This is a genomic window from Amycolatopsis sp. NPDC023774 (assembly GCF_040639695.1).
Taxonomy (GTDB): Bacteria; Actinomycetota; Actinomycetes; order Mycobacteriales; family Pseudonocardiaceae; genus Amycolatopsis.
In genome coordinates, this window is the sequence record NZ_JBFAAJ010000002.1 from 229105 (window position 1) to 241561 (window position 12457).

A 12457-nucleotide genomic window follows, 5' to 3' on the forward strand; every position below is an offset into this window, starting at 1 on the left:
CTCTCCGTCCTTCGGGGTCAGCCGAGCGTCGCGGCCCGGGCCTGGGTGATGAACGCGTCGAGGACCCCGTCTCCGACGAGCGCCTGCCGCACCCCCCACCGGTTGGTGTCGCCGGTCTTCACGGCCTGGGCCCGGGCGACGAGACCATCGGCGGACGCGGTGAGCCGCTGCGCCGTTTTGGTGTCACCTCGTCCGGCGGCCGCGAGGGCGTCCAGCTGGTCGACCATCGCCCCACCCCAGAACGTGGCGGCGTCGAGCCACGGCGAAGCCTCGTCGACGAACGCGCTCTCCACCCGGCCACCGCGGATCACCTTCGCGGCATCGCGGATCTGCACGGCGTACCCGCGCAGGTCGGCCACCCGGTGGTCACCCGCGTTCCACCGCTGCCAGAACGCCTTCGTCTGCGCCGCGAGCACCGGGGCCTGCGGCTGCCACGGCGTCGGGCCGAACGTCGGGGCCAGGTGCTCGAGATCGGCGAACACCCGCAACGCGGCCGTGGCCCGGGCGTCGCCGCCCGCGAGCCGCGCAAGAGCTTGCGGCCACGAGCGCTCCGGCGAGTACCCCGCGTCGTTCCACGCGAAGTCGGTCGCGCCGAACTCGGCGACCTCGCTGGCCGCCTCCTGGTTCATCGGGTTGGCGACGATCCCGTTGAGGTACTGGGAAAGCCCGGCCTCCCGCTGGGCGTAGGGCGCGAGCAGCAGCCGGCCGGCGGACTGCTCGTAGTCGTTCACGGGGTAGTTGTCCCAGAGGAACACCTTGCGGCCGTACACAGTGGACACCTGCTTCGCCTCGTCGGTCGTCACGCTCGGCGGCACCACGTCCGTGCCGGTCCACTGCACGACCACCGACGGGTCGAGGTTCTGGCGCAGCTCGGTCTTGTACGGCGAGTCCTTGAGGTCGCTGTACTCCGTGGGCACCGTCTGCAGTGCACGGGCTCCGTCGTGGGTCTTGACGAAGCCGCTCGTGATCGCGTTGAGCAGCGACACCTGGGCCTTGCCCGCCGCGGCCTGGCCGGGCGCACCGAACGCCGCCTGGTCGGCGGCGCAGTTCCACTTGGTGTAGGAGATGTCGTCGAACGGGATTGAGAACGACCGCACGCCGAGGTCGTACACCGACTGCAGCTTCGCCTTCACCGCGGCGAGATCGTCCGGCGAGGAGAAGCAGATCGACACGCCGGGCGAGAGCGCGTAGGTGAAGTCGACGTGGTGCGCGGTCGCCGATCGCACCAACTGCCCGAGCGTGGCCAGCTCGTCGGCGGGGTACGGATCGCGCCACTGCGCGCGCAGGTAGGCGTCGTCCTTGGCGCTGTAGACGTAGGTGTTGGCCTTGACCTCGCCGAGGAACGCGATCTGCCGCAGCCGGTCGGCGGTGCTCCACGGCGGGCCGTAGAACCCTTCGATCGAGCCGCGCAACGCCATGTTCGGCCAGTCGTGCACGGCCACGCCGCTGATCGCCCAGCCGTGGCCGGAGCGGACGAACAGCTGCCGCAACGTCTGTGCGCCGTAGTACTGGCCGGAGCCGTCGCGCCCGGAGATCGCGATCTCGCCGCGCGCCGTGGTCAGCGAGTAGCCCTCGGCCTGCGTCGGGGCAGCGGTGCCGGCGCCGAGACGGACGACCAGCGCGTGGCCGTGACGGGGTTCTCGGGTCACCGTGGTGACCTTGCGCGCGCCGTGCTGCCGCAGCAGCGAGGTGACGAGGTCTTTCGCGGCGGCATCGGTGGTGGTGTCGGTGACAAGCACGACCTCGTCGGGCACGGCGACGTCGGCCGAGTCGCGGGCGAGCGACTGCGGCGTGGGCGTGACGACGGGCAGCGGCTGGTGGTGGTCGGGTACGGCCGCGGCAGGCTGCGTGACGAGTGCTGCGAGCGAAACCCCGGCCGCGAGCACGGCGGCCAGGTGGCGCTTTCGTGAAGTCATGAAGGGTCCCTCGGGTCAGGCGGCCGGCGGCACGGTGCGGTACAGGGCAACGGTCGAGAGGTACGGCGTGGCGCGCGCCTGGGTGATCACCACGCGCAGGTGGCTGGTCGTCACGGGTGCGGAGAGCGTGACCAGGCGGGTGTAGCCGATGGTGGTGACGGTGCCGAGCGTCTGCCACGCGCCGTCGACCTCGGCCTGCACGGTCGCACCCTCGACGTGCTGGCCGTGGCTGATGTCCTCGCCCAGGCGGATCTGGTCGAACGTCGCGGGCCGGGCGAGCGGCACGTCGAGGGTGCCCGCCGGCGCGCCGTGCGGTGGGGTCCACGACGTGGTCAGCGAACCGTCGGTGACGGCGGCGACGGCCTTGTCGCCGGGCCGCGCGTGGGCCTGGTTCAGCTGTGTGGCCGCGACGGACCGGCCGAAGGCGGCCAGGGAAGCGACGTCGGCAGGGGCGAACTCGCCGTCCGGGCCGGGTGGCACGTTCAGCAGCAGCGAGGAGTTGCGGCCCACCGTGCGCCGGTAGATGTCGACGAGCTGCGCGGCGGTTTTCGGCTGTTCGCCGGGGTGGAAGAACCAGCCGGGGCGGATCGAGACGTCGGATTCGGCGGGCGCCCACTGCAGGAACCGCACGGACGGGTCTGCGAGCACCTGACGCGAGCCGAGGTCCGTGGCGGTCGCGCCGCCGAGGAACAGTTCTTCGTTGTGCGCGGTGTTCGGGTCGCCGGTCGTCGGCAGCGGGCTCCACTCCGTGGTCCGCGCCTGGCCGGCCTCGTTGCCGACCCAGCGCACGCCGGCCGGGCCGGCGAACGTGACGGTGTTCGGCGAGAGCGCGTGGATCATCGAGAACCAGGTGGTGAAGTCGTAGTTCTCGCTGATGCCGCGGTCGCGCCACGGGTTGGCGCCGTCGAGCCACAGCTCGTCGATCGGGCCGTACTGGGTGAACAGTTCGTAGAGCTGATTCAGGTAGTAGGTGTTGTAGTCGTCCTCGTTCACGGTGAAGCGCGGCAGCTTCCCGGCGGCCAGCGCGGCGGTGCGGTCGTCGTGCGCCACCAGCGTGGGGATCGTCCGTTCGGCCACGGCGCTGCCGGTGCCGTAGCGGCCCTGGCCCTGCGGGGCGCTCGCGCGGTCGTCGTAGGTGGCCTGCTCCTCGATGGACAGCGACTGCCCGGCGGCGACCTTCGCTTCGATCCGCTTCACCTCGTCGGCGAAGAAGGTCGCGGGCAGCTCGGCGCCGTCGGCAGGCGAGAGGTACACGCCGACCTTGAGGCCGGCCTTGCGGGCGGAATCCACGTAGTCGCGCAGGATGTCGCCGCGCGGGTTGGTGCAGCCGGCGTCGCGCGCCTGCCAGAAGGCGGACGGGTCCTGCGAGCGCGTGGCCTGCGCGGCCTGGCGGGCGGCGTCGGCCTTCGGGTCGGTGCAGCCGGCGCTGAGCCACCACGGGCTCGCCACGACGGAGTGGTCGGTGTAGCGGGTCGGGTAGAGCACGAAACCGTCGTGGTGCTTGGCGGTGAGCATCACCTGCGTGACACCGGCGGCTTTGAGCGAGCGCATCCACTGGTCGGTGTCCACGGCCGGCGGCGCGAACGTCGACTCCTTCTCGGCGCCCGAGCCCCATTCTCGGTCGGTGAAGGTGTTCATGCCGAAGTGCGTGAACGCGGTGACGGGCCGCTGCTGCCAGGCGAGCTGGCCGGGCCGCGGCACGACGGCGGCGGCCTTGGCCAGAACCCGGTCCATGCCGTCGCACGGCTGGACGGTCATGATCGCCGCCGTCTTGATCGGTCCGGTGCACCCGCCCTCCGGCTGTGCGGCGGCACCGGGCGTGGCCGTGGATCCGGCCACGGCGAGGGAAAACAGTGCGGCCAGAACGGCGTTCCGGCGCGTCGAGATCGGCACGTGCTCCTCCTGACGAGTCCGCGCGGCCGCGTGCCCCGGTGGCGGTCGGCGACGAGCTGGCGGATCGTCCAGCACACTAAGGGCGTGATCCATCGGATGTCTAGACCTACTTGGGGGAGGTGCCCGCGGCTGTCCATTCCCTGTCTTCCGCCCGGAATCTGCGTGCGTGCCTGGTTGACGCCGTTCACCCGCGGCTAGGTTTCCCGGCGAGGCAAAGGTCAGTCGTCCGATGCTTCTTGACCGATGCTGTCGTCGCGCCGAGACGTGATCGCAGCGCTAGGATCCGCGAAGTGCTGACGGTGCTCGGGTGGCTCACGCTCGTGGTGTGGCTGGGACTCTCTTTCGGCCACGGCTGGTTCTGGCGAACGGACCAGCGGTTGCCGCCGCCGGCGCGCTCGGCCCAGTGGCCGTCGGTGGCGGTCGTGGTGCCGGCGCGCGACGAGGCGGCCGTGCTCCCGACGACGTTGCCCGCCCTGCTCGCGCAACGGTATCCCGGCGAGGCGCGCGTGATCCTCGACGACGACGACAGCGGCGACGGCACCGGCGAACTCGCCCGGCGGCTCGGCGCCGCACCCGACTCGTTGCCGCTGACCGTGATCACGCCCGACCCGTTGCCGGCGGGCTGGACGGGCAAGCTGTGGGCGGCCTCGCGCGGCGTCGCCGAGGCGGGCGCGGTGGACTTCGTGCTGCTGACCGACGCGGACATCGCGCACGGACCGGGCTCGCTCGAAACCCTCGTGGCGGCGTGCGGTGAGCACGACCTCGTCTCGCAGATGGCCGTGCTGCGCACCGAAACGCCGTGGGAACGGCTGATCGTACCGGCGTTCGTCTACTTCTTCGCGATGCTCTACCCGTTCCGGCGCGTGAACAACCCACGCTCGCGGGTGGCCGCGGCCGCGGGCGGGTGCGTGCTCGTGCGCCGCGCCGCCCTCGAACGCGCGGGTGGTCTCGCGGCCGTCCGCGGCGCCGTGATCGACGACGTCGCCCTGGCCCGCGCGGTGTCCGCGGCGGGTGGGCGGACGTGGCTGGGGTTCGCGGCGAACGTCCGCAGTGTCCGGCCGTACCCGCGGCTTTCCGAGCTGTGGCAGATGGTGGCACGCACCGCGTACACGCAGTTGCGCCACTCACCGCTCGTGCTGGCGGGTACCGTCGTCGGCCTGGCACTGGTGTTCCTCGCTCCCCCGGTGCTGACGTTCGCCGGCCCGTCGTTGCCCGCGCTGGCGGCGTGGGCGCTGATGGCGGTGACGTTCGTGCCGATCGCGCGCTATTACCGGCAGTGGCCGGTGCTGGGTGTGCTGCTGCCGGTGACCGCGCTGCTGTACACCTTGATGACGCTCGACTCGGCGCGCCGGCACTTGCTCGGCCGTGGTGCCGGGTGGAAGGGGCGCACCTACTCGTCCACTTAGGACGTGGTGCGACCGAGCGACCGGCCCAGGGTCCAGATCGACGCGCCGAGCAGGACGACGTCCTTGAGCAAGAACTGGCCGACCGGCGACAGCGCGGGAAAACCGCCTGCGGCCGCGTCGCCGACCCCCGGCGTGGTGAGGAAAAAGCTCAGCGTGGTCAGGAAAATCAGGACGCCGAGCGCGCTGCCCACAGCGGAGAGCCGGGGCGCCCACGGGCCGGCGGCGATGAGGACGGCGGCGGCGAACTCGACCGCGCCGAGGACGATCGCGAGGGGTCGCGGGTCCAGGACGCCGTTCAACCAGCTCATGAAGGGACTGTGCGAGACGTACTGCTGGATGCGCATGGCTTCCGACGCGGTGAGCTTGAGGACCGCGATCCACACGACGACCAGCACCAGCCCGTAGCGCACGACGAGCCCGCCCACGGCTTCGGTGCGTCGCCCCAGCGTGACCCGAGAAACCACGGGCCCCCCTTTCGCCGTGATCGGATGTCCGGCCGACGGTAACCAAGAGCAGCTCGGAGGCCGAGGTGGCGGAGCCTTACGGATCGCTGACGTGACCGGCGACGGGGAGGAATGGTTGACAGTTTCCCCGGCCCGCAGTCATGATGAACAAGCGTTCATGAACGCCTGTTCATAACCGCGAGGAGGAGCTGATGACCGGGATCGTCAACACGGCGCAGGCGCAGGCGTGGAACGGCTACGAGGGTGGGCACTGGGCGGAGCACGCCGATCGCTACGACGCGGTGAACAGCGGGTTCAACCCGTTTCTGCTGGCCGCGGTGGGTCCGGGCGACGACGTGGTCGACCTCGGGTGCGGCACGGGGCAGCTGACCCGGCTCGCGGCGGCGCGGTCCGGGTCCGGCCGGGTGCTGGGCGTCGACCTGTCCGGGCCGATGCTGGCGGCGGCGCGGGCCCGGAGCGGGGTCGGCGCGGGGAACGTGGTGTTCGAGCAGGGTGACGTGCAGGTTTTCCCGTTCGCCGAGGGCTCGTTCGACGTCGCGGTGAGCCGGTTCGGGGTGATGTTCTACGCGGATCCGGTGGCGGCGTTCGCCCGGGTGCGCCAGGCGCTGCGGCCGGGTGGGCGGCTCGCGTTCGTGTGCCTGACCGAGCTGGCGGGGACCGACGTCGGGACCGTGTTCAGCGCGCTGGCGCCCTTGCCTACGGGCAGCGGGCCGACGTCGCTGGCCGATCCCGCGCACACGCGTTCGGCGCTGACGGACGCCGGGTTCCGCGACGTCACGTGCACGCGGGTCGAGGCCGACCAGGTCTGGGGCCGCGACGTGGCGGACGCGGCGGAGTTCATCGCCGGCTGGGGTCCGGTCCGACATCACGCGCCCGGCGCCGAAGCTGCCCTGGTGGAGGCTTTACGCCCGTTCGCCGAACCCGGCGCCGTGCGGCTGCGGGGCGCGGCGTGGCTCGTCACCGCCACCCGGTGAATACGAGCGCGGTGATGTCACCGAGAACAGCAGCCGCCCTGCGCGAGGGGGACCGCAGCCTGCGCGAGCACCTCATCGCGACAGCCGGCGCGCTCATGGCCGAAGAAGGCGCGGCGAAGCTGACGGTCCGCGCGATCGCCCGCCGCGCCGGCGTTGCGGACGGCGTGCTGTACAACCACTTCGCCGACAAGGAAGAGCTCCTCGCGCACGCGCTGCGCGCCCACGTCCGCGCCGCCGAACGCGAGCTGGGCGACCTGCCCGTGCCCGGCTCCGCCACGGTCGAGGCCAACCTGCGCGCACACCTCGCCTACGGGCTCGCCCTGCATCGCGCCATCCTGCCCACATTCGCGGGCCTGCTCGCCCACCCGGCGGTGCTCAGGCGCTTCGCGTCCCTCACCCCCACGGGCACCGAATGGCGCGACCACCTGCTGGCCTACCTCCACGCGGAACGCGACCTCGGCCGGCTCTCCCCCGCCGCCCACCTCGACGCCGCCGCGGCCCTGCTCGTCGGCGCGTGTCACGAAACGGTGTTCTCCGCCCTGGTCCCCCACTCGGGCCCGCTCCCGGCACCGCCGGTCGACGACGTGGTGGCGACGGTGCTCGAAGGCATCGCCGCCTGAGGACCAGCAGCCGATCTGCCGCGGCCCGCCGCCGGCTCGGCAGCGCCGCCGGACGTCGGGCCCAGCCGTCCGGGCCCGGGCCGGCGGATCGTCTGCCCACCCTGATCCCTCCACTGTGGACCAGGCCCGGCTCGGCCCGGTCGAGGCCGCCTGGATGTCGCGGTCGAGGGCGACCCGGCACATCAGGCGCCCGTAGGTGAAGCGCTGACGGCGGCCGCGGGTCTCCCGGATGCCCGCCTCGGGCTGGGTCCCAGTGCTCGGCGACCCGGTCGCGCACGCGCCGGCCACCGCCGCCGCAGCGGGCTCGGGCGGGTCATCCGCAACAGGTGATGCCTTCGCAGCCACGGCTTCGCAAGGTGGGGCATCGAGGAGAGGGGCCCCCGATGGCCACGGGATCGAAGAGCGTCTCCGCTTCCGCCGTCGTACTGCCTCTCGCGCTCGGGCAGTTCATCGCGAGCTACGCGGCGACGAACATGAACGTGGCGATCAGCACGATCGCCGACGACATCGGCGCGTCGGTCATCAGCATCCAGACGGCGATCACGCTGTTCACGCTCACGATGGCCGCGCTGATGATCCCCGGCAGCAAGCTCACGGACTTCCTCGGCCGCAAGGTCTGCTTCATCGCGGGCCTCGTGATCTACGGCTCGGGCGCGCTGCTCTCGGCGTTCTCGCAGGGCATCGGGCTGCTGATCGTGGGGTACTCGCTGCTGGAGGGCATCGGGTCGGCGCTGCTGATCCCCCCGATCTACATCCTCGTCACGGTGGTGTTCGACGACGTGAGCGCCCGCGCCCGCAACTTCGGGATAGTGAGCGGTGCAGCAGGGCTCGGCGCGGCCGCGGGGCCGCTGCTGGGCGGTCTGATCACGAGCTACCTCGGCTGGCGGGCGTCGTTCCTCTTCCAGGTCGCTGTGATCGTGCTGATCATCGTCCTCGCCTTGCGCATCGTCGACCCGCCGCTGGCCCAGCGGCCGCCGCATTTCGACGTGTGGGGCGCGGTGCTGTCCGCGGCCGGGCTGTTCTTCGTGGTCTTCGGCGTGCTGCAGAGCTCCACCTACGGGTGGCTCAAGTCGCGGGAGGACTTCACGATCGGTGGCACGGTGGTGATCCCCCAGGGCGGTGTGTCGCCGGTGTGGATCTACGTCGCGATCGGGGCCGTGCTGCTGGCGGTCTTCTTCCTGCACCTGCGGCGTGTGGAGCACGCGGGGCGCGCTGCGTTGTTCTCGCTGAAGATCTTCCGCAGCAAGGCGTCGAACCTCGGGCTCGTCACCCAGGTGCTGCAGTGGCTGGTCATGCAGGGCGCGTTCTTCGTGACGTCGGTGTTCCTGCAGCAGATCCGCGGCTTCAGCGCGATCGAGACGGGGCTGGTGCTGGTGCCCGCCACCATCGGCATCCTCGCCTCGTCGGCCCTCGCCGGACGGATGTCGCGGCGCCACTCGTTGCGCCGGCTGATCCGGGCCGGCTTCAGCTCGACGACACTGGGCCTGGTGCTGATGCTGGTGCTCGTCCGGGAAGACTCGAGCGTCTGGACGTTCACGCCCGGGCTGTTGCTGATGGGTACCGGGATCGGCGTGATGCTGACGGCGTCGGTCAACCTCGTGCAGTCGAGCTCGCCGGAAGAGGCGCAGGGCGACATCTCGGGCGTCTCGCGCAGCGTGTCGAACCTCGGCTCCTCACTGGGCACCGCGCTGGTCGGCTCCGTGCTCGCCGGCGCGGCCGTCCCGGGCAACGGGCCGTTCGGCATCGCCCTGATCATGCTCGTGTGCCTCGGGCTCGTCGGGGTGGTCACGGCGCTGCTGATCCCGAAGCGCGCCGAGCGGTGACCACGAACGGCTGCGCTGCACGGCCGTCAGGATCACCCGCAACGCCACGCCGACCACCAGCAGGTTCGCGATCATCTGCACCGTGACCAGCAGGCGCGCGGCCTGCGTCACGGGCGTGATGTCGCCGAACCCGACCGTCGCGAACACCGTGACCACGAAGTACAGCGAATCAGTGCGGGTCAGCGGCACGTTGAAGCTCTGGGGCGCGTTGTACTGAAGCACGTAGTAGACGTTGGCGAACACCAGCAGGAACAGCGGCACCACCAGCGCCAGCGCCTGGATCCCCTGCAACGCCGGGCGTGAGGACCGCAGGATCACGCGCGCCTCGACCACCACGAGGACCGCGACGAGCGCGACCCCGACGACCAGCCCCACGACCGTCCACGCGTCGAGCCGCCGGTCCACCGGGAGCAGGTAGTACACGGCGACGAGCGTCGCCACCGTCAGCGCGGGACGCAGCACGCCCGGAGCGATCAGCTGCCGCGCCTTCACCGCCCGGACTCGGCCTTGACCGCACCCGTCTTGATGGCCTCGGTCAACGCCGCGTGGTCCTTCTCGTTCTGGTCGGCGTAGTCGCGCGTGAACTCGGCGATCGCCTGGTCGAACGAGTCACCGGAACCGACGTAGGCGCCGATCGCGACGCTGTCGCCGGTGCGAGCGTGGGCACGCGCGAGCGTCCAGGCGCACAGCATGCCGTAGGTGCGCAGGTCGCGCGGATCCATCGACTCGACGTCGGCCGAGCCCTTCCAGTCGCGCAGCTGGCGCAGGTAGAAGTCGCGCGGGCGGCCGTCGACGCCGGTCACGTGGACCCAGCCGAGGAAGATGTCGCTCACCGTCTGCATCAGCCGCTGGCCCACGACCACGCGGCGCCCCGCGTTGTCGTAGTCGCTGGGCCCGGCGAACTCCTCCAGCACCGACGGACCCGCTTCCTTCGCCTGCAGGAACAACGGGTCGCGCTCGTCGTTGCCGAGCAGCAGGACCATCCAGCACCGCGTGCCGACGCTGCCGACGCCCACGACCTTGTGCGCCATGTCCACGATCCGGTAGCGGTCCAGCAGCACGCGCCGCTCGGGTTCCAGCGTGGCGCGGTAGGCCTCCAGAATCGAGTCCAGCTGCTTGCGCACCTCGTCGACGGCCTGCCCGGTACGCCCGAGCTCCTCGATGGGCAGCACGATCGGCGGGTCGGGCTTGATGCGCACCGTGCCGTCGGCGACCGACGTGAAACGGCGCAGGGCACCGAGGTTGTCGTGCGCCTGAGCCGAGGCCATGCCCTTCTCGATCATCCGGCGCCGGTGCCCGCCCAAGCGGTCGGCATACAAGGCCTTCACCTGATCGACGTCGGCGTGGGCGTACCAGACGTCGAGCGCGGTGCGCTCGCCGAACTCCCGCATCGCCTCGCGGTACTGCGCGACCGTCGCGACCACCACGCCGCGGCACTGGCGGGCGGAGAACCCGTTGTGCCGGCTCGCGATCTCGAGGCTCGCCGCGAGGCGCTTCACGTCCCACTCCCACGGGCCGGGCAGGGTCTCGTCGAAGTCGTTGATGTCGAACACGAGCTTGCGTTCCGGTGAGGCGAACACGCCGAAGTTGATCAGGTGCGCGTCGCCGCACGCTTGCACCCGAAGCCCGCTCACCGGCGTGCCGGACAGGTCACTCGCCATCGGCAGCGCGGCACCGCGGAAGTAGGTGAACGGCGACACCGCCATGCGCCCGTAGCGGATCGGCAGGAGTTCCTTGACCCGTGTTTCGTCCTGGCGGGCGAGCAGTTCCAGCGGATCCGGGCGGCCGCGTTCGCGCGTGAACCCGGCGTGGCTCGACCGCGGAGCGGCCGCACGGGCCGCCTTGCCCCGGGCGATCCGGTCTTCGCGGGATTCGACCGTCGAACGTCGTGAGGTGAGCACCATCGAGGCAGCTTCACCCTCCGGCGAGCGCCTTTCCTCCCCCGCACGGGGTGAGACGAGGCATCATCCGGACGGGGTGACGACACGGGGCCGCCCGCCCACGGAGGGTCTGCGCATGACCGGCCCTGCTCCGTCGCTCGCCCGGCGCGCGTGCGCGCTGGGCGCCCTGCTCGCGCTGGCCGCCGCGATCGTCGTGGCGGTGATCGCCGCGGTCCGCAGCCCGGGGCAGCTGGTGCTCGCCGTGGTGCTGCTGGTGCTCGCCACGATCGCGGCCTGGGCGGCGCTGGTCCGCCACGGAATCGCGCGAATCGTGCTCGCCGTCGTGGCGGTCCTCGCGCTCGCCGCCATCGCCCTCCTGCCGGACCTGCGCACGTTCGTGGTGCTGCCGCTGGTCCTCGGGCTGATGGTGCTCGCGGCGCTGGCGGCCCGGGTGGCGATCGGCCACGACCTCGCCCGGCGGGTGCGGACCGACCGCGTCGGTCCCGCGCGCCACGGCGTACTGCTGATGAACCCCCGCTCCGGCGGCGGGAAGGTGGCGCAGTTCGACCTCGAAAACGAGGCCCGCGAACGCGGCGTCACCCCGGTGGTGCTGCGCCGCGGTGACGACCTGCGGGCGCTCGCGGAAGAGGCCGCGAAGCACGCGGACGTGCTCGGGATGGCCGGCGGAGACGGCTCCCAGGCGCTGGTCGCCGACGTCGCGCGCCGCCACGGTCTGCCGTATGTCTGCGTGCCCGCCGGCACGCGCAACCACTTCGCCCTCGACCTCGGGCTCGACCGCGAGAACGTGACCGCCGCACTCGACGCGTACGGCGAAGCGGCCGAGCACCGCATCGACCTCGCGCTGATCGGCGACCGGGTGTTCGTGAACAACGCTTCGCTCGGCGTGTACGCCACCGTGGTCCAGTCGCCGGGGTACCGCGACGCCAAGGCGTCGACGGTCGCGGGGCAACTGCCGCAGCTGCTGGGCCCCGACTCCGAGCACTTCGACCTCCAGTACCGCGTGCCCGGCGACGACGACCGCCCGCCGGCCGACATCGTGCTCGTGTCCAACGGCGCCTACCGCCTCGACCGCCTCAGCGGCTTCGGCTCGCGCGAACGGCTCGACAGCGGCTCGCTCGGCATCGTCACTGTGAGCGTCGACCGGGCGCGCGACCTGCCGGCGCTGATCACCGCGGAGCTCACGGGCCAGCTCGCCCGCTACCCCGGCTACCGGGCATGGCAGACCGAGGAGTTCGTGGTGAGCTCGGGTAAGTCCCTTGTGGACATCGGCGTCGACGGCGAGGCGCTGCGGCTGGAACCGCCGCTGCGGTTTCGCACGCTGCCCGGTGCGCTGCGCGTCCGCGTGCCACTGGACGCGCCCGGCGCCGCCCCTGCCGCGGCCGCGCCCCAGGGCCTGGGCGAAGCGCTGCGCGTGCTGTTCCGCGTGCTCGCCGGACGGCCGGCCCGCTGATGTCCGGAAT

9 protein-coding genes and 1 pseudogene are annotated in these 12457 nt (G+C 71.9%); 5 read left to right on the forward strand and 5 right to left on the reverse strand.

The genetic code is table 11. The features are described from left to right. Nucleotides 1-17: 17 nt before the first annotated feature. A complete protein-coding gene (locus AB0F91_RS07085; RefSeq protein ID WP_360595535.1) occupies nucleotides 18-1916 on the reverse strand; it encodes a beta-N-acetylglucosaminidase domain-containing protein in 1899 nt (632 codons plus the stop codon). A gap of 15 nt (nucleotides 1917-1931) precedes the next feature. Then, the gene (locus AB0F91_RS07090; protein WP_360595537.1) at nucleotides 1932-3809 is read right to left on the reverse strand and encodes an alpha-L-fucosidase; all 1878 of its coding nucleotides are present in this window, start codon (nucleotides 3807-3809) and stop codon (nucleotides 1932-1934) included. A 290-nt stretch (nucleotides 3810-4099) separates the two neighbouring features. Between AB0F91_RS07090 and AB0F91_RS07095 the strand changes: the two genes are divergently transcribed. Then, complete coding sequence (locus AB0F91_RS07095; RefSeq protein WP_360595539.1) at nucleotides 4100-5215, forward strand: glycosyltransferase; 1116 nt, start codon at nucleotides 4100-4102, stop codon at nucleotides 5213-5215. On the opposite strand, the gene AB0F91_RS07100 is transcribed toward AB0F91_RS07095, so the two are convergent. Then, complete coding sequence (locus AB0F91_RS07100; RefSeq protein ID WP_360595540.1) at nucleotides 5212-5679, reverse strand: DUF417 family protein; 468 nt, start codon at nucleotides 5677-5679, stop codon at nucleotides 5212-5214. The genes AB0F91_RS07095 and AB0F91_RS07100 overlap by 4 nt on opposite strands. Before the next feature lie 191 nt (nucleotides 5680-5870). Between AB0F91_RS07100 and AB0F91_RS07105 the strand changes: the two genes are divergently transcribed. The 3 genes from AB0F91_RS07105 (at nucleotide 5871) to AB0F91_RS07115 (ending at nucleotide 9096) form a co-directional block, all read left to right on the forward strand. Then, nucleotides 5871-6653, forward strand: coding sequence for a methyltransferase domain-containing protein (locus tag AB0F91_RS07105; RefSeq protein ID WP_360595542.1), 783 nt, complete (start codon nucleotides 5871-5873; stop codon nucleotides 6651-6653). A 14-nt stretch (nucleotides 6654-6667) separates the two neighbouring features. Continuing rightward, nucleotides 6668-7273 carry a TetR/AcrR family transcriptional regulator gene (locus AB0F91_RS07110; RefSeq protein WP_360595544.1) on the forward strand — a complete coding sequence of 202 codons (606 nt, stop codon included), beginning with the start codon at nucleotides 6668-6670 and terminating at the stop codon, nucleotides 7271-7273. Between the two features lie 383 nt (nucleotides 7274-7656). Continuing rightward, complete coding sequence (locus tag AB0F91_RS07115; protein ID WP_360595546.1) at nucleotides 7657-9096, forward strand: MFS transporter; 1440 nt, start codon at nucleotides 7657-7659, stop codon at nucleotides 9094-9096. Nucleotides 9097-9171: 75 nt separating this feature from the next. On the opposite strand, the pseudogene AB0F91_RS07120 reads toward AB0F91_RS07115, so the two are convergent. Together AB0F91_RS07120 and AB0F91_RS07125 are read right to left on the reverse strand one after the other, a co-directional pair. Beyond that, nucleotides 9172-9588: pseudogene (locus AB0F91_RS07120) on the reverse strand (potassium channel family protein); the annotation flags it as partial. Further along, entirely contained in the window at nucleotides 9585-11000 is a 1416-nt protein-coding gene (locus AB0F91_RS07125) for a DUF2252 domain-containing protein (protein ID WP_360595548.1), read from the reverse strand. The gene AB0F91_RS07125 and the pseudogene AB0F91_RS07120, both read right to left, overlap by 4 nt. Before the next feature lie 112 nt (nucleotides 11001-11112). Between AB0F91_RS07125 and AB0F91_RS07130 the strand changes: the two genes are divergently transcribed. Beyond that, a complete protein-coding gene (locus AB0F91_RS07130; protein ID WP_360595550.1) occupies nucleotides 11113-12447 on the forward strand; it encodes a diacylglycerol kinase family protein in 1335 nt (444 codons plus the stop codon). Nucleotides 12448-12457: the final 10 nt, after the last annotated feature.

Excerpts from the sequence above, each read along its gene's own strand:
- AB0F91_RS07130 (WP_360595550.1), top strand. The coding sequence starts at position 11,113 with ATGACCGGCCCTGCTCCGTCGCTCGCCCGGCGCGCGTGCGCGCTGGGC.
- AB0F91_RS07105 (WP_360595542.1), top strand. The coding sequence starts at position 5,871 with ATGACCGGGATCGTCAACACGGCGCAGGCGCAGGCGTGGAACGGCTAC.
- AB0F91_RS07115 (WP_360595546.1), top strand. The coding sequence starts at position 7,657 with ATGGCCACGGGATCGAAGAGCGTCTCCGCTTCCGCCGTCGTACTGCCT.
- AB0F91_RS07125 (WP_360595548.1), bottom strand. The coding sequence starts at position 11,000 with ATGGTGCTCACCTCACGACGTTCGACGGTCGAATCCCGCGAAGACCGG.
- AB0F91_RS07110 (WP_360595544.1), top strand. The coding sequence starts at position 6,668 with ATGTCACCGAGAACAGCAGCCGCCCTGCGCGAGGGGGACCGCAGCCTG.
- AB0F91_RS07085 (WP_360595535.1), bottom strand. The coding sequence starts at position 1,916 with ATGACTTCACGAAAGCGCCACCTGGCCGCCGTGCTCGCGGCCGGGGTT.